The organism is Polaromonas sp. (genome assembly GCF_030680935.1).
Taxonomy (GTDB): Bacteria; Pseudomonadota; Gammaproteobacteria; order Burkholderiales; family Burkholderiaceae_C; genus Polaromonas.
The window spans coordinates 1-15,412 of the sequence record NZ_JAUXUP010000041.1 but is presented as its reverse complement, the minus strand read 5'-3'; the positions used below and the strand labels follow the sequence as shown (position 1 = coordinate 15,412).

The window sequence follows — 15,412 nt, the reverse complement described above, 5'->3', positions numbered from 1 at the left end:
GTGGGTTCAATTCCTGCCAGCCGCACCAGACGTCAAGCCCTGGAACTGCAAGGTTCCAGGGCTTTTTCGTTACGATGTTCTTCTCTGAACACGTTTTTACCCCCAAGCTCCCATGAGCAAAGCCTTCACCAAAGAAACCGACGCAGACGACGATGAGGACCTGTCCTTGCCGCCCTTGCCTGCGGGTGGAAAAAACTACATCACGCCAGGCGGCTATGCGCGCCTGAAGGCCGAGTTGCTGGACCTGATTGACAGCGAACGGCCCAAGGTGGTGGAGGTGGTGCACTGGGCGGCCAGCAATGGTGACCGCTCGGAAAATGGCGACTACCACTACGGCAAGAAGCGCCTGCGGGAAATTGACAGGCGCATCCGCTTTTTGACCAGACGGCTGGAGATCGCGGAAATTTCGGACCCTGCGGTGCACCATGGCAAGGACCAGGTGTTTTTTGGTGCCCGGGTGACTTATGCCGATGGGGACGGTCTTGAGCAGACGGTGACCATTCTTGGCATTGATGAGGCCGACAGTGCCCTGAACCAGGTCAGCTGGATCTCGCCGATTGCACGGGCCTTGCTGAAGGCGCGGGTGGGTGACGAGGTCAAACTGACAACACCGGGCGGACTCAAGGACATCGAAGTCCTGCAGGTGAGTTATCCCGCACCACAGGCCTGAGCGCTGGCGCTAACCGCCCGGCCTGACGCGCTGCACCCGCAGCACCGACGGTGTGCGTTTGACGCTGCGCATCACCGACGCCAGATGGACGCGGTCGCGCACCGCCACACCGAAGCGCAGATCGGTGGCCTCCTGCGCCGCATCCTGTCCCATGTCCACGTGGGTGATATCCGCTTCAGCGCTGGCCAGGGCAGCGGCTACCCGGGCCAGCACCCCTTTGCCGTTGGAGACGGTGACGAGCAGGCCGGTTTCGAAAGCCCGTGTGGGCTCATCGGACCAGTCCACCGCAATAAACCGTTCGCTGTCGCGGTGCTGGAGTTTTTTGGCAACGGTGCAGTCGTCGGTGTGCACCACCAAGCCTTCGCCCCGGCCCAGATAACCCACGATGTCGTCACCCGGTATGGGCCGGCAGCAAGTGGCAAACTTGACCGAAGCGCCTTCACTGCCGTCCAGAACCAGGGAGCCCTGCGAGATGGATTCATGCGCGGTATACCGTTCCCGGCTCATCAATAGCTGGTCGGGTTTCTCTCCGGTTTCCGCCAGCAGCGTGACGATGCGTTTTGCCACCATGCTCGCGATGCGCTTGCCCAGTCCGATGTCGGTCAGCAGGTCGGTGCGCGAACGGTTGCCTGAAAACCGCAGTATCTTTTCCCAGGTCGCGTGATGCAGGCCTTCGTCATCAGGCAGGCGCTCTATGCCTTCAGCGCGCAGCGCCTGGGCCAGCATTTTTTCGCCCAGGTCCTGTGATTCGCTGAGCGCCATGGTTTTGAGGTGATGGCGGATTTTGGAACGTGCCTTGCCGGTCCGCACAAAACCCAGCCAGGCGGGGTTCGGACTGGAGACCGACGCGGTGATGATTTCGATCACATCGCCGTTGCGTAGCTCGGAGCGCAGCGGCACCTGCTCGCCGTTGACTTTGGCGGCAACGGCGCGGTGCCCCACATCGCTGTGGATGGCATAGGCAAAATCGACAATGGTGGCGCCGCGCGGCATGGCCATGATCTGGCTTTTCGGTGTGAAGACGTACACGGCGTCGGGAAACAGGTCGATCTTGACGTGGTCCCAGAACTCGGCCGCGTCGCGTGTCTCGTGCTGGATGTCCAGCAGGGACTGAAGCCATTGGGTGCCCAGCCGCTGCGAGGCGTCGCTTTCCGGATCGGTGGCCTTGTACAGCCAGTGCGCAGCCACCCCGGATTCAGCCACGATGTGCATGGCCTCGGTGCGCATCTGGAATTCGATATTGGTGCCAAAGGGGCCGACCAAAGTGGTGTGCAGCGACTGGTAGCCGTTGACCTTGGGGATGGCAATGTAGTCCTTGAACTTCCCGGGCAGCGGTTTGTACAACTGGTGCAGCACACCCATGGCGGTATAGCAACCCGTGACGCCGGCGACGATGATGCGAAAGCCGTAGATGTCGGTCACCTGCGCAAAAGACAGATGTTTTTCATCCATCTTGCGGTAAATCGAATAAAGCGCTTTCTCACGCCCATAGATATGCATCTGGATGCTGGCGTCAGTGAAGGCGGCTTCCACTTCCGTCTGCACCCGCTTGATCACATCGCGCCGCCGGCCGCGGGCACGGGCGAGCGCTTTGGTCAGCGTGGCATAGCGCCATGGGTACAGATGCTGAAAAGCCAGGTCTTGAAGCTCGCGGTAGGTGGCGTTCAGGCCCAGGCGGTGCGCGATGGGTGCATAGATGTCCAGCGTTTCGCGTGAAATGCGCGTCCACTTGTTGCGTGGCACATCGCTGAGCGTGCGCATGTTGTGGCTGCGGTCCGCCAGCTTGATCAGGATGACGCGGACATCGCGCGCCATGGCCAGCAGCATTTTGCGGAACGACTCGGCCTGGTTTTCTTCCCGCGTGTTGAACTCGAGTTTTTCCAGTTTGGTGAGGCCGTCCACCAGCTCGGCCACGGGGGCGCCAAAACGCTCAATCAGCTCAGGCTTGGTGACGCCGCAGTCTTCAATCGCGTCGTGTAACAGCGCTGCCATCAGGGCCTGTGCGTCGAGCTTCCACTCGGCGCATTGCTGGGCCACGGCCACAGGATGGGTGATGTAGGGCAGGCCGCCATTGCGGATCTGACCCAGATGCGCCTCGTCGGCAAAGCGGTAGGCGCGGCGGATGTTGTTGACATCCTCGGCGCTCATGTAATCCAGTTTGGCAGTGAGCGCAGCAAAACTGGCCGCTGCCGCGTTGGCGGCTGCCGGCGTGGATTTGCCGTTTGCAGTGGGAAAAACCAGGGCGCTCATGCCTCAAATGTATCGTGGCGCCGGTAAAACCTGTAAAAAGCGGGCTTTGACCGGCCGCCGGAAACAAAAAAAGCACCGCATGCGGTGCTTTTTCGGGGGGCCGCCAGGCAGATCAGCCGGGGACTTTTTTCAGCATTTCAAGGCCAATTTTGCCTTCGGCGATTTCGCGCAGGGCCGTCACGCCGGGCTTGTTTTTGCTTTCGATCTTGGGCGCATGGCCCTGGCTCAGCATGCGGGCACGGTAAGTGGCGGCCAGAACCAGCTGAAAGCGGTTCGGGATTTTTTCCAGGCAGTCTTCAACAGTGATGCGGGCCATGATATCTCCGGGTAAATGGGACGGGTACAGGAAAAAGGCTCAGGCGATATGCAAAGCCTGGAAGGTCTCAGCGCGGGCTCGTCGTTGGGCGGCAAACTTGAGCCGCTGGGCGTGAACAATGGTTTTCAGGTCAAAAACCGCCCGCTCAAATAACTCGTTGATTATAACGAAGTCGAATTCATGGGCTTGTGCCATCTCAATGGCTGCGTTTTTCAGCCGGAGTTCGATCACATCGGGGGCATCCTCTCCGCGGCGCTGGAGCCGCGAGCGCAGCTCTTCCCAGCTGGGCGGCAGGATGAAGATCAGCACGGCGTTGCTGAAAATGCGCTTGATGTTGATGGCGCCCTGAAAGTCGATTTCCAGGATCACGTCGGCGCCATGTGCCACACGCTCTTCAATGGTCTGGCGGGACGTCCCGTAGCGGTGGCCGTGCACATGGGCCCACTCCAGAAAAGAGTCGCGCAGCACCATGCCGTCGAATTCTTCGGGCGAGATGAAAAAGTACTCGCGCCCATGCTTTTCCTGGCCACGCGGCGGTCGGGTGGTGTGCGAGACCGCCGGTTGCACCCGTGCATCCAGCTCCATCAAGGCTTTGACCAGGCTGGACTTTCCGGCCCCGCTGGGCGCTGCAACAACAAACAAGTTTCCGGGGTAGTCCATAACAGCTGGTTCTTTGGGGTGTGGAAGGGGCGGCGCGGGACGGCTCTACTCTATGTTCTGAACCTGCTCGCGGATCTGCTCGATCAGCACTTTCATGTCCACTGACACATGGGTCATCTCCAGAGAAGCCGATTTGGAGCCCAGGGTGTTGGCTTCGCGATGCAATTCCTGAATCAGGAAGTCCAGCCGTTTGCCCAGTTCGCCGCCGCCGGCCAGCAAGCGGTCGATCTCATCAAGGTGGGACGACAGGCGCGTGATTTCTTCCGCCACATCAATACGTATGGCAAAGGAGGTGGCTTCGGTCAGCGCCCTGTCCTGCGCGGCTTCAGGCAGGTTGTTGCCACCGCCCAGGGCCATCGCCTCCTGCCAACGCTCCATGAAGCGGGTCTTTTGCTGCTCCACCAGTTTGGGCACCATGGGTACGGCCGCCGCCGCCAGTGCCCGCAACTGGCTGGTGCGCTCCAGCAGCATCTGCGCCAGCCGGGCGCCTTCGCGCTCGCGCGCAGACAGCAGCTCTTTCAGCGCCTTTTTGGCGAGTTTGATCAGTTCGTCGCTGTAGTCGTGTGCGGCTTTGTCCTCACCGGCTGCCATGCGCAGGATGTCGGCCACACTCAGCGCGGCGGCGCCCGGCAGCCAGGACCTGACGGTGTCTTCCATCGATCCGAGTCGCTGCAAGGTGGCTGCCGCCGGCGCCCGCAAGCCGCTGCCACTGCTGCTCTCCAGCGAGACGCGCATCTCAATTTTTCCGCGCTTGAGTTTGCCGCTCAGCAGCTCCCGCAGTGCCGGTTCACTTTGTCGCAGCTCATCGGGCAGGCGAAAGGTCAGGTCCAGAAACCGGCTGTTGACCGAGCGTATTTCCACCCCCAGCCGCGCGTGGCTGTCGGGGCTGCTGTCAGCTTCTGATGCGGTCCGCGCGGGGCTGGACTGGACGGCCGCATAACCTGTCATGCTGTAAACTGACATTGAGTAATACGCTTTTCGTAGAGAACACAGGACTGGGTGATCGCGTCACCCGGTGTCAATCCCGAATTATGTCAAAGGTCAAGCCGGCACCACTTCCACCCGATACCGTCATTGGCGGCTACCGGGTGGTGCGCAAGCTGTCGGCTGGCGGGTTCGGTGTAGTTTACTTGGCTGTTGACAACGAAGGCCAGCAGGTCGCCATCAAGGAGTACCTGCCTTCCTCCCTGGCCAGCCGGCCACCCGGTGAATTGTTGCCCCAGGTGCAGCCCGAAAAGCTCTCGCTGTATCGCCTGGGCCTGAAAAGCTTTTTTGAGGAAGGCCGCTCACTGGCGCAGATCTCGCACGCCTCTGTGGTCAGCGTGCTCAATTTTTTCCGCGAAAACGAAACCGTCTACATGGTGATGAACTACCTGGAGGGGGGCACCCTGCAGGATTTCATCATCACTGCGCGCGAGCTCAAAAAGCAGAAGGTTTTTCGCGAGTCCACCATCCGCTCCTTGTTTGACGAGATCCTGCGCGGCCTGCGCATCGTGCACCAGCACAAGATGCTGCACCTGGACATCAAGCCCGCCAACATCTTCGTGACCGACGACAACAAGGCGGTGATGATCGACTTTGGCGCCGCGCGCGAGGTGCTGAGCAAAGAGGGTAATTTCATCCGGCCCATGTACACGCCCGGCTTCGCCGCCCCCGAGATGTACCGCCGGGATTCGTCCATGGGGCCGTGGACAGACATTTACGCCATCGGCGCATGTATTTACGCGACCATGCAAGGGTATCCGCCCAATGACGCGCCACAGCGCCTTGAAAAAGATCGCCTGTCGCTGGCGCTTTCCAGGCTGCGGGGGGTTTATTCCGACAACCTCATCGAAGTGGTCGAGTGGTGCATGTCGCTGGATCCCCTGTCCCGGCCACAGTCGGTGTTTGCCCTGCAAAAAGAACTGAGCCGTGAGGGTGAGCGGCGCTACACCAAACTCACTGTGGGTGAGAAAATGCGTTTGCAGTTTGACAACATGGTGTCAGACACCAAAAAAACTGCGCGCAAGGCCACCGGCTTTGCGACCAAATTCAAATGAAATTTTCGGTTTTTCAGGTCAGCCGCAAGGGCGGGCGCGAGAAAAACGAAGATCGCATGGGTTATTGCTATACCCGGGAGTCCGGCCTTTTTGTGCTGGCCGATGGCATGGGCGGCCACCCGGAGGGCGAGGTTGCAGCGCAACTGGCACTGCAAACCATTTCTGCGCTGTACCAGAAAGAGGCGCGGCCAGTGGTCAAGGATGTGACGGGTTTCCTGTCATCGTCCTTGCTGGCGGCGCACCATCAGATCATCCGTTATGCCAGCGAAAAAGGCATGCTCGATACGCCGAGGACCACCCTGGTAGCCGCCATTTTGCAGGGCGACGGTGCGACCTGGGTGCATTGTGGCGACTCACGTTTGTATGTGGTGCGCGACGGCGAACTGCTGACACGCACACGGGATCATTCCTACCTGGAGCAGCAAAACGCCGGCGTCATCAAGCTGGAGCGCCTGAATCGCAACATCCTGTTCACCTGCCTGGGCTCTCCTTCCAAGCCGGTGTTTGACATCACCGGCCCGGTGGTTTTGCAGCAGGGCGACAAATTGCTGCTGTGCTCTGACGGTTTATGGGGCACTCTGACCGACAACGAGATTGTTCGTCATCTGTCGGGCAACAGTGTGTCTGACGCAGTGCCGGATATGGTCGAACACGCGCTGCGCAATGGCGGCGAGCACTGTGACAACGTCACGGTTCTGGCAATGGAATGGGAAACGCCCGACGCCTTTGAGTCGACGCGCGGTGTATCAACGGACAGCATCATGGACGGCGTTTTTGCATCGACCATTCAGGCCGGTGGAATAGACCTGCCGGTTGAAGACCTGGACGATGCGGCCATAGAGCGCTCTATTGCTGAAATCAACGAGGCCATACGCCGCTCGGCAGCAAAAAAAGCCTGATGTTGTCCGGCTGATGCCCGCGTTGGTGGGTGGCGCTTGCGGCGACATCACTCCCGTTCCTACTTTTTACCTATGCGGCGCCCAGTCGCCAGAAAGCCTTTGACCATGAGTTCATTCCAGCGAAGCGGCGCGCGTTCTGCCGACCAATTGCGGCCCGTGCGTATCACCCGTGCTTACACCGCGTATGCCGAAGGCTCGGTACTGATCGAATTTGGTGCGACCAAAGTGCTGTGTACTGCCTCGGTGGAAGAAAAGGTGCCCGGCCATAAAAAGGGCAGCGGTGAAGGCTGGGTCACCGCCGAGTACGGCATGTTGCCGCGGGCGACCCACACCCGCAGCGACCGCGAAGCCGCGCGCGGCAAACAAAGCGGGCGCACACAAGAGATACAGCGCCTGATCGGCCGCTCGCTGCGCGCAGTGTTTGATCTGAAGAAACTCGGCGAACGAACCATCCACCTCGACTGCGACGTGATTCAGGCCGACGGCGGCACCCGCACCGCCAGCATTACCGGCGCTTTTGTCGCCGCGCAGGACGCAGTGAACAAACTGCTGGCCGAGGGCAAACTCAAGGAAACCCCGATCACCGGCCATGTGGCCGCCATCTCGGTGGGCATCGTCCAGGGCACACCCCTGCTTGATCTTGAATACGTGGAAGACGTGAGCTGCGACACCGACATGAATGTGGTGATGACCGGCGCCGGCCACTACGTCGAAGTGCAGGGTACCGCCGAAGGTGCGGCTTTCTCGCGCAAAGAGATGGACGCGCTGCTGCTGCTGGCCGAAAAAGGCATCAGCGAGCTGGTGGTTCTGCAACAAAGGTCGCTATCAAATTAGTAGCTGCTTACGCATATCCAGAAAGGGCTTAGGCCCTGTTTGACTCATGAAAATCGTATTGGCATCGAACAACCCCGGCAAATTGGCTGAGTTGCAAGCCATGCTGGCGCCGCTGGGCGTGCTGCTGATCAGGCAGGCCGATCTGGCCATTCCTGAGGCGGCCGAGCCGTTTCGTACCTTTGTCGAAAACGCGCTGGCCAAGGCACGCCATGCAGCGCAACTCAGCGGGTTGCCGGCGCTGGCCGACGATGCCGGCCTGTGTGTGGATGCTTTTGGCGGTTTGCCGGGCGTGGACACGGCTTTTTACGCCACGCAGTTTGGCTACGACAAGGGCGACGACAACAATGTCCGTGCGCTGCTCGAGCAGATGGCGGGTATCGACCAGCGGCGCGCCGCCCTGGTCAGCACGCTGGTGGCCGTGCGTTCTGCCGATGACCCGGAGCCGCTGATTGCGGTAGGCCGCGTGACAGGCGAGATCGCCCGCGAGCCCGTCGGCAGCAATGGCTTTGGTTTTGACCCGGTGATGTTCATCCCCGCTTTTGGCAAGACCTTTGCGCAACTGCCGGTGGAGGTCAAAAACGCCAACAGCCACCGTGGCCAGGCAGCGCGCCAGATGATGGACCTGATGCGCGGGCGCTGGTTGTGAGCAGGTTCGTTTTCGTATTCTTATGACTTTCCCCATTCCAGTTGTCAGCGCGTCGCCCACCGGGGAAGCTGTTGCGGGGCTCAAGGACATCCGGCACTACATGCGGGACGGCACGCTGCAGCTGAGCGCCTTGCCACCGCTGTCGCTGTACGTGCATCTGCCCTGGTGCTTGAAGAAGTGCCCCTATTGCGACTTCAACTCCCACGAGGCGCAAGGCGAGTTGCCCGAGCAGCGCTACCTGGACGCCCTGGTGGCAGACCTGGAGGCTTCCCTGCCGCTGATCTGGGGCCGCACGGTGCACAGCATTTTTATCGGCGGCGGCACGCCCAGCCTGTTCTCGCCGCAGGCCATCGACCGCCTGCTGGCTGACATCCGCGCGCGGCTGAGGCTGGAGCCCGACTGCGAAATCACGCTCGAAGCCAACCCCGGCACGTTTGAGAAACACCGCTTCAAGGCCTTCCGCAGTGCCGGGGTGACACGCCTGTCGATCGGCGTGCAGAGTTTTGACGATCAGCACCTGAAAGCCCTGGGCCGAGTGCACGACAGCGCCCAGGCAATCGCGGCGGTAGAAGAAGCTGCGCAGGCTTTTGATACCTTCAACCTGGATATCATGTACGCGCTGCCCGGCCAGACCCTGGAGAACCTCGAGCAGGACATGCGGCAGGCGCTGGCGTTTGGTCCGCCGCACATCTCTATCTATCACCTGACGGTCGAGCCCAACACCTTCTTTGCCAAACATCCGCCTGTATTGCCGGAAGACGACGACGCCTACGCCATGCTGGACCGCATCACCGAGCTGACCGGTGTTGCGAGCATGGACAGGTATGAAGTCTCGGCCTACGCCAAACCGGGCCACCGCTGCCTGCACAACGTCAATTACTGGAAGTTTGGCGACTACCTGGGCATAGGTGCAGGCGCGCACAGCAAACTCAGTTTTGCGCACCGCGTGGTGCGCCAGGTGCGCTTTCGCGACCCCAAGCTGTACATGGACAAGGCCCTAGCCGGTACCCCGGTGTCGCAAGACAACGAAGTCAGCCGCGCGGACCTGCCGTTTGAATTCATGCTCAATGCCCTGCGCCTGCGCGAGGGCTTCAAGCTTCAGGACTTTGCCGAAAAAACCGGTTTGCCATTCACCGCTATTCAGGCCGGACTTGAAGAAGCCGAACGCAAGGGCCTGATAGAGCGCGACTTTGCGCGGATCAAACCCACTGTGCGCGGTTTTGATTTTTTGAATGATTTGCAGCAGCTATTTTTGCCAGACCAAGGCTGATTGTTCAAACCGGCGGTAGCCTTTTCTTCTTTAGGGGGCACCTGGCATGTAGCTAACGGCGGCCGGTTTTGGCCGCTGTGGTGCCCCTGTGTATCGGAGGGCAGGAGAGGGCAGTCCGTGACATCTGCCCGCGCACTCCTTGTCGCTTCTACCGTGTTGTTTTCTTACAAAATGACGCTGATTGTTGCCCTCTTCCTACAAAAGCAAGCTTGCCCGCGGGTCACATTTGCGCTTGGCTTCACCCATGACTTGACTCGGATTTAACAATTCGAGGCCGCCAGCAGTGAATCTCAAGCTCTTTTTAACAACCTTTCTCAACCTTTAAGGACGACGCCATGACAGCATCTAAATTTCCAGCAGCTAAGCGCCAGCTCGGTTTGCTCGCCCTTGCTGCTTTGGCAACCCTCGGCAGCACCACGGTGTCCGCACAACAAGTTGTTGGCCCGTACATCGGCGGCAACTTGGGCGCCACGCGCTCCGATTTCGAAAACGGCGACGTTAACCGCTACTTGGCAAACCGGGGCTTCACCGTGAACTCGTCATCGGACGACAGAAGCAGCACCGGCGGAAAGCTGTTTGGAGGCTATCAATTTAGCCCTTACTTCGCCCTGGAAGGCGGCTATTTTGATTTGGGGAAATTTGACTACAGGGCCAACACCACGCCAGCAGGCTCCTTTAATGTCAACAATCGAATCAGGGGTCTAAATCTGGATTTGGTAGGTACAGCGCCGTTGACGGACCGATTCTCCGTTTTCGGTCGAATCGGTGCTGCATACGCCCAAAATCGTGCGAGCTTCACAAGCACTGGACTGGTCCCTGCTTACACTGGCAACACGCGTACCAACGACACCAACCTCAAAGTGGGTCTTGGTCTTCAATACGCCATCACCGAGGCTCTGGCTGTTCGTGCCGAACTCGAGCGCTACCGCGTCAGCGACCCGATGCGCAACCGTGGCCATGTCGACATGGCGTCGGTCGGTCTGGTTTACCGTTTTGGTCAAAAGGCGAAGACCCCTGTAGCCCAGGCCTACGTACCTCCCTATGTTGCTCCGGCACCTGCCCCGGTCTATGTCGCGCCGCCTCCGCCTACACCTGTCGTCGTCGCACCCCCACCGCCGCCACCGCCGGCCTATGAGCCGCCAGCTCGTCCGGCCAAGCAAGGCCGTAACTAAAGTCGGTATGAGGGGTCACGGGAGCCAAAACTTCCGAGACCCCCGCGTTTAACCGGATACGGCGTCATGGCCTGCAGGTTCAATAAATGGGCACAGCGCGAACCCGGGGCAACGCGACCCCGCGCTCGCTGCTGATGCCGGTGAACGATGGCGGCCTCAGCCATCCCGGCAGGCAGACGCCCCGATGCAAAGCATGCGCTAACTGCTGGCCCTGCCTGGTTTGACGGGTTAACATCTCCTGCACAGTGAACACATTGCCAACTCAAATGAAAAAACCTGAGCGCAAGTTTCGGGCTGCGCTGCATCAAGTCAGCCGCCTCCCCCCGTTTGTCGCATTTTTGGCCCGAAGCGTCCTGCTCGGGGCAGTTGCTGCCAGTGCACTGATGCTGCCGGCAGCCGCGTCTGCGAACTCCCCCCTACCGAACGCGCCGGATCTTGCTCCCGGCCAGACACAGACGGTGCCAGCCCAGCCTGCCAGGCTGGCCAATTTTGGGACGGAAGTGTTTTCGACGGAGTCCCGCAAGCTTGCCGACTGGGTGGTCGACTCTGCCGACAACGGCAAGCTGCCGTTCATGATCATCGACAAGGTCCAGGCCCGCGTGTACATGTTTGATGCCCAGGGTCAACTCAGAGGCGCTGCGTCCGCGCTGCTCGGTCTCGCCGTGGGTGATCACACCGTCCCCGGTATCGGCCAGCGCAAGCTGTCGAGCATTCTTCCGGCGGAGCGCACCACCCCCGCGGGCCGGTTTGTTGCTTCGCTGGATAAAGACATCAAGGGTGAAGAGGTGCTCTGGGTGGACTATGACTCGGCGCTTTCGCTGCACCGGGTCGTCAAGGGGCAGGCCAGCGAGCGCCGGGCAGAGCGCCTGGCCACACCAAGCCCGCTGGACAACCGCATTTCCTTTGGCTGCATCAACGTGCCAGTCAAGTTCTACGAAAACGTGGTGAGCCCATCCTTTACCGGGACCAACGGTATCGTCTACATCCTTCCCGAGACCCGCTCTGCACGCGAAGTTTTCGGGTCATACGATGTTCAGGATCCCTCGCGTCAACAAACCTCGGCCCGCGCCGCTCCGGTCGGAGCCTCGGGCACGCGATAGTCCCGCAGTGGGGGCTCGAACCCCATTTGGCCCACGCCATGCCGCCTTGACTTGCCAAATAGCGGCACAGGGGGCGGGTGAGAGGATGGGTAAGGGGCGGTGGCCTTCCGGTAGCCCTGAAAAACAGCGAATTCTGGCGGAAGCGGTGAGATTCGAACTCACGAAACCTTTCGGTTTGCCGGTTTTCAAGACCGGTGCAATCGACCACTCTGCCACGCTTCCAGGCTGCTTATTTTAGCTGCGCTGTTCCAGCACAACGGGGCAGGCTCAAAAAAACTCTTTCAAGCGCTCTGGAGCATGCCTTTGTTCTCAATAAATGCCACCACCTCCGCCAGACCGGTATTCGTTTTCAAATTGGTCATGACAAAGGGCTTGAGTCCCTTGGCCGTGGTGCGCATGCGTATGGTGTCCGCCTCCATCACCGCCAGGTCGGCGCCCACGTAGGGCGCGAGATCGGTTTTGTTGATGACAAACAGATCGCTTTTGGTGATGCCGGGGCCGCCCTTGCGCGGGATTTTTTCGCCGGCGGCGACGTCGATCACGTAAATCGTCAGGTCGCTGAGTTCGGGGCTGAAGGTGGCCGCCAGGTTGTCGCCGCCGGACTCGACAAACACCACATCGGCGTTGGGAAAATCTTCGAGCATGCGATCGATCGCTTCGAGGTTGATGGACGCGTCTTCGCGGATGGCGGTGTGCGGGCAACCGCCGGTCTCGACACCCATGATGCGTTCAGCCGCCAGTGCGCCGCTGACGGTCAGGATGCGCTGGTCTTCCTTGGTGTAGATGTCGTTGGTGATGGCCACCAGGTCGTACTTGGCCTTCATCGCCTTGCACAACATTTCAAGCAGCGTGGTTTTGCCGGAACCGACGGGGCCACCTATGCCGACGCGCAGGGGTGGAAGCTTTTTGGTGCGGTTGGGAATGTGGTGCATGCTCATCAGAATCGCCTTGAAAAAAATGACCGTGCTCAGGAGCGGAACAGCCGTGAATACTGGGTTTCGTGTTGCGATGAAAGAATTGCCAGCATGGGTGAAAAAGCCTGGCGTTCGTGGTCTTCAAGTGCCATGGCGGTCGTGATGGCGTCCGGAATTTCTGCAGCAAGCCGTGCCAGTATGCGCTGCCCGGCGCTCTGGCCCAGGGGCACCGACTTGAGTGCGGCTTGCACCATGTTTTCGGCCCAGCCAAAAGCGTAAGCGGTCAGACAATCGGGCACGCCTGCCGCCAGCGGAGAGGCGGCGAGTGCAAAGGTAACGGGGTAGGTGGGTGGCAGCATGGCGCAGGCGTCGATGTGCACATCGCTGACGCTGTGGTGGTTGCGCAGCCATTCCAGCAGCGAGCGTCCCATCTGCTCGGCCTGCGCACGCAGCTCGCTGGTTTCGCGGGTCTGCAGCACCCAGTTGTTGAGGGCTCGCACGGCCTCAAGGTCGCCCGCGCGCCAGGCCGGGATAGCCCGGGCAATCACGGCCAGATCGCCGCGTGCCAGGCCAAGGCGCAACTGGTCGCTGAGCCAGTCGGATGCTATGGATTCAGTAGCTACTCCCGCGCTTTCCACGGCGGTTTCAAGCCCTTCCGAATAGGAGAATCCACCCACGGGCAGGGCCGGAGAGGCCAGCCAGATCAATTGCAGCAGGCTGGCGGCCGGCAGGGGCTGGGCTGTTGCGTTCAATGGCTGTGTGGCTTGTGTTTGTGCATCTGGGTTGCGACCGGCTGAGGTTCATGCGTGTGCGCATGGCTGTGATCGTGCCCATGGTCGCAGCCAGGGCCGTGCACGTGGGGCGCTGGGGCTGCTGCCGGTGCATGTGCGTGGCCATGTCCGCCCTCATGCGCATGGCCGTGACCGCCCGCGCCGTAGGCTCCGCCTTCGGGTTCAAAGGCTTCGTCGACCTGGTTGACGATCAAATGCATGGACCGCAACATCTCCGCCAGCACATGGTCGGGTTCTATCTTCAGGTGGTCGGGCTTGAGCTCGATGGGGACATGCCGGTTGCCCAGGTGGTAGGCCGCGCGTGTCAGGTCAAAAGGCGAGCCGTGTGATGTGCAGGCGGTGATGCGCAGCACGGTTTGCGGCGCGGCAATCACTTTCACCAGAGAGCCATCTTCCGCCACCAGCACATCACCGCCACGCACCAGCGTGCCGCGCGGTAAAAAGATGCCGAGTTGGCGGCCCAGCGAGTCGGTGGCCTCGAAGCGGCTTTTCTGGCGGATATCCCAGTCGAGCTCGATCGTGGCTGCGCGCTTGAGCAACACGGGTGCCAGACCGGCGCCCTGCGGCGTGATTTTGGAAACCTGGAGCATTGAGAAAATTCAGTTCAGAAAAGAAAATAGCGCTGCGTCATCGGCAGGCTGGTGGCGGCCTCGCAGGTCAACAACACACCGTCGGCCCGCACGGCATAGGTTTGTGCGTTGACTTCCATTTTGGGCGCGTAGGCGTTGTGAACCATGTGGCGCTTTTGCACGCCGCGTATGTTCTTCACGGCGGCCAGTGTTTTGACCAGACCAAACTGCTCTTTCACGCCGGCCGCCAGTCCCGCCTGCGATACAAAGGTCAGCGAGCCTTTGGCAATCGCGCCGCCAAAGCCGCCGAACATGGGCCGGTAGTGCACCGGCTGCGGCGTGGGGATGGACGCATTGGGGTCGCCCATCGCCGCCATGGCAATGAAGCCACCCTTGAGGATCAGCGCTGGCTTGATGCCGAAGAAGGCGGGCTTCCAGACCACCAGGTCGGCCCATTTGCCTTGCTCAATTGAACCCACTTCATGCGAAATGCCATGCGCAATTGCCGGGTTGATGGTGTATTTGCTGATGTAGCGCTTGGCGCGGAAGTTGTCGTTGCGCTCGCTGTCTTCAGAAAGCTTGCCGCGCTGGATTTTCATCTTGTGCGCAGTTTGCCAGGTGCGGATGATGACCTCGCCGACGCGGCCCATGGCCTGGCTGTCGCTGCTCATCATGCTGATCGCACCCAGGTCGTGCAACACGTCTTCGGCGGCAATGGTTTCCTTGCGGATGCGGCTTTCAGCGAAGGCCAGGTCCTCGGCAATCGCCGGGTCCAGGTGGTGGCAGACCATCAGCATGTCCACATGTTCGTCCAGCGTGTTGACGGTGTAGGGCATGGTCGGGTTGGTCGAGGACGGCAGAAAGTTCTGCTCACCCACCACCTTGAGGATGTCGGGTGCATGGCCGCCGCCTGCGCCTTCGGTGTGGAAGGCGCACAGGGTGCGGCCCTTGGTTGCGGCAATCGTGTTTTCGACAAAACCGCTTTCATTGAGCGTGTCGCTGTGAATCGCCACCTGCGTGTCGGTTTCTTCCGCCACGTCCAGGCAGTTGCTGATGGCGGCGGGGGTCGTGCCCCAGTCCTCGTGCAGCTTCAGGCCAATCACGCCGGCGTTGATCTGTTCGTGCAGTGCGGCCGGCAGGCTGGCGTTGCCCTTGCCCAGAAAGCCCAGGTTCATCGGGAAGGCATCGGCCGCCTGCAGCATGCGTTCGATGTTCCACGGTCCGGGCGTGCAGGTGGTGGCAAAGGTGCCGGTGGCCGGCCCGGTGCCGCCACCCAGCATGG

The 15,412-nt window shown here is 60.6% G+C and carries 16 protein-coding genes and 1 tRNA gene; 8 read left to right on the top strand and 9 right to left on the bottom strand.

All coding sequences use genetic code 11. The features are described from left to right. The first annotated feature begins 112 nt into the window (after nucleotides 1–112). Nucleotides 113–670 carry a transcription elongation factor GreB gene (gene greB / locus Q8L50_RS10840; protein ID WP_305348686.1) on the top strand — a complete coding sequence of 186 codons (558 nt, stop codon included), beginning with the start codon at nucleotides 113–115 and terminating at the stop codon, nucleotides 668–670. Between the two features lie 9 nt (nucleotides 671–679). Here the strand turns inward: greB and Q8L50_RS10835 are convergent, their stop codons facing one another. The 4 genes from Q8L50_RS10835 to Q8L50_RS10820 form a co-directional block, all read right to left on the bottom strand. Next, complete coding sequence (locus tag Q8L50_RS10835; RefSeq protein ID WP_305348685.1) at nucleotides 680–2,920, bottom strand: bifunctional (p)ppGpp synthetase/guanosine-3',5'-bis(diphosphate) 3'-pyrophosphohydrolase; 2,241 nt, start codon at nucleotides 2,918–2,920, stop codon at nucleotides 680–682. A gap of 112 nt (nucleotides 2,921–3,032) precedes the next feature. After that, the gene (gene rpoZ / locus Q8L50_RS10830) at nucleotides 3,033–3,236 is read right to left on the bottom strand and encodes a DNA-directed RNA polymerase subunit omega (RefSeq protein WP_077592946.1); all 204 of its coding nucleotides are present in this window, start codon (nucleotides 3,234–3,236) and stop codon (nucleotides 3,033–3,035) included. 39 nt (nucleotides 3,237–3,275) lie between these two features. Continuing rightward, on the bottom strand, nucleotides 3,276–3,896 hold the full coding sequence (gmk, locus tag Q8L50_RS10825) for a guanylate kinase (protein ID WP_305348684.1): 621 nt from the start codon (nucleotides 3,894–3,896) through the stop codon (nucleotides 3,276–3,278). Nucleotides 3,897–3,941: 45 nt separating this feature from the next. Continuing rightward, nucleotides 3,942–4,859, bottom strand: coding sequence for a YicC/YloC family endoribonuclease (locus tag Q8L50_RS10820; protein ID WP_305348683.1), 918 nt, complete (start codon nucleotides 4,857–4,859; stop codon nucleotides 3,942–3,944). Nucleotides 4,860–4,927: 68 nt separating this feature from the next. Here Q8L50_RS10820 and Q8L50_RS10815 point away from each other — a divergent pair, with 68 nt between their 5' ends. From Q8L50_RS10815 to Q8L50_RS10785, 7 genes are all read left to right on the top strand, one after another. Next, a complete protein-coding gene (locus Q8L50_RS10815) occupies nucleotides 4,928–5,935 on the top strand; it encodes a serine/threonine-protein kinase (RefSeq protein ID WP_077592949.1) in 1,008 nt (335 codons plus the stop codon). Further along, nucleotides 5,932–6,834 (top strand): PP2C family serine/threonine-protein phosphatase, encoded by a 903-nt coding sequence (locus Q8L50_RS10810; RefSeq protein WP_305348682.1) that lies wholly within the window; start codon nucleotides 5,932–5,934, stop codon nucleotides 6,832–6,834. The genes Q8L50_RS10815 and Q8L50_RS10810 overlap by 4 nt, the downstream gene beginning before the upstream one ends. A gap of 105 nt (nucleotides 6,835–6,939) precedes the next feature. Beyond that, the gene (gene rph, locus Q8L50_RS10805; protein WP_305348681.1) at nucleotides 6,940–7,668 is read left to right on the top strand and encodes a ribonuclease PH; all 729 of its coding nucleotides are present in this window, start codon (nucleotides 6,940–6,942) and stop codon (nucleotides 7,666–7,668) included. A 46-nt stretch (nucleotides 7,669–7,714) separates the two neighbouring features. Beyond that, complete coding sequence (gene rdgB / locus Q8L50_RS10800) at nucleotides 7,715–8,314, top strand: RdgB/HAM1 family non-canonical purine NTP pyrophosphatase (protein WP_305348680.1); 600 nt, start codon at nucleotides 7,715–7,717, stop codon at nucleotides 8,312–8,314. A gap of 22 nt (nucleotides 8,315–8,336) precedes the next feature. Then, nucleotides 8,337–9,584, top strand: a complete 1,248-nt coding sequence (gene hemW, locus Q8L50_RS10795) for a radical SAM family heme chaperone HemW (protein ID WP_305348679.1) — start codon at nucleotides 8,337–8,339, stop codon at nucleotides 9,582–9,584. Nucleotides 9,585–9,919: 335 nt separating this feature from the next. Further along, nucleotides 9,920–10,756: an outer membrane beta-barrel protein gene (locus tag Q8L50_RS10790; protein ID WP_305348678.1), complete on the top strand. Its 837-nt coding sequence runs from the start codon at nucleotides 9,920–9,922 to the stop codon at nucleotides 10,754–10,756. A gap of 266 nt (nucleotides 10,757–11,022) precedes the next feature. Beyond that, entirely contained in the window at nucleotides 11,023–11,856 is an 834-nt protein-coding gene (locus Q8L50_RS10785) for a hypothetical protein (protein ID WP_305348677.1), read from the top strand. Between the two features lie 134 nt (nucleotides 11,857–11,990). Here the strand turns inward: Q8L50_RS10785 and Q8L50_RS10780 are convergent. From Q8L50_RS10780 to ureC, 5 genes are all read right to left on the bottom strand, one after another. Beyond that, nucleotides 11,991–12,078, bottom strand: a tRNA-Ser gene (locus tag Q8L50_RS10780). 59 nt (nucleotides 12,079–12,137) lie between these two features. Next, complete coding sequence (ureG, locus tag Q8L50_RS10775) at nucleotides 12,138–12,794, bottom strand: urease accessory protein UreG (protein WP_305348676.1); 657 nt, start codon at nucleotides 12,792–12,794, stop codon at nucleotides 12,138–12,140. A gap of 29 nt (nucleotides 12,795–12,823) precedes the next feature. Then, complete coding sequence (locus Q8L50_RS10770; RefSeq protein ID WP_305348675.1) at nucleotides 12,824–13,522, bottom strand: urease accessory protein UreF; 699 nt, start codon at nucleotides 13,520–13,522, stop codon at nucleotides 12,824–12,826. Further along, nucleotides 13,519–14,151 carry an urease accessory protein UreE gene (ureE, locus tag Q8L50_RS10765; RefSeq protein WP_305348674.1) on the bottom strand — a complete coding sequence of 211 codons (633 nt, stop codon included), beginning with the start codon at nucleotides 14,149–14,151 and terminating at the stop codon, nucleotides 13,519–13,521. The genes Q8L50_RS10770 and ureE overlap by 4 nt, the downstream gene beginning before the upstream one ends. A 14-nt stretch (nucleotides 14,152–14,165) precedes the next feature. After that, on the bottom strand, nucleotides 14,166–15,412 hold a 1,247-nt coding region (gene ureC, locus Q8L50_RS10760; RefSeq protein ID WP_305348673.1), incomplete at its 5' end, for an urease subunit alpha.

What these genes read in the sequence shown, in the direction of transcription:
- greB (WP_305348686.1), top strand. Translation starts at nt 113, where the DNA reads ATGAGCAAAGCCTTCACCAAAGAAACCGACGCAGACGACGATGAGGAC.
- Q8L50_RS10835 (WP_305348685.1), bottom strand. Translation starts at nt 2,920, where the DNA reads ATGAGCGCCCTGGTTTTTCCCACTGCAAACGGCAAATCCACGCCGGCA.
- rpoZ (WP_077592946.1), bottom strand. Translation starts at nt 3,236, where the DNA reads ATGGCCCGCATCACTGTTGAAGACTGCCTGGAAAAAATCCCGAACCGC.
- gmk (WP_305348684.1), bottom strand. Translation starts at nt 3,896, where the DNA reads ATGGACTACCCCGGAAACTTGTTTGTTGTTGCAGCGCCCAGCGGGGCC.
- Q8L50_RS10820 (WP_305348683.1), bottom strand. Translation starts at nt 4,859, where the DNA reads ATGTCAGTTTACAGCATGACAGGTTATGCGGCCGTCCAGTCCAGCCCC.
- Q8L50_RS10815 (WP_077592949.1), top strand. Translation starts at nt 4,928, where the DNA reads ATGTCAAAGGTCAAGCCGGCACCACTTCCACCCGATACCGTCATTGGC.
- Q8L50_RS10810 (WP_305348682.1), top strand. Translation starts at nt 5,932, where the DNA reads ATGAAATTTTCGGTTTTTCAGGTCAGCCGCAAGGGCGGGCGCGAGAAA.
- rph (WP_305348681.1), top strand. Translation starts at nt 6,940, where the DNA reads ATGAGTTCATTCCAGCGAAGCGGCGCGCGTTCTGCCGACCAATTGCGG.
- rdgB (WP_305348680.1), top strand. Translation starts at nt 7,715, where the DNA reads ATGAAAATCGTATTGGCATCGAACAACCCCGGCAAATTGGCTGAGTTG.
- hemW (WP_305348679.1), top strand. Translation starts at nt 8,337, where the DNA reads ATGACTTTCCCCATTCCAGTTGTCAGCGCGTCGCCCACCGGGGAAGCT.
- Q8L50_RS10790 (WP_305348678.1), top strand. Translation starts at nt 9,920, where the DNA reads ATGACAGCATCTAAATTTCCAGCAGCTAAGCGCCAGCTCGGTTTGCTC.
- Q8L50_RS10785 (WP_305348677.1), top strand. Translation starts at nt 11,023, where the DNA reads ATGAAAAAACCTGAGCGCAAGTTTCGGGCTGCGCTGCATCAAGTCAGC.
- ureG (WP_305348676.1), bottom strand. Translation starts at nt 12,794, where the DNA reads ATGAGCATGCACCACATTCCCAACCGCACCAAAAAGCTTCCACCCCTG.
- ureE (WP_305348674.1), bottom strand. Translation starts at nt 14,151, where the DNA reads ATGCTCCAGGTTTCCAAAATCACGCCGCAGGGCGCCGGTCTGGCACCC.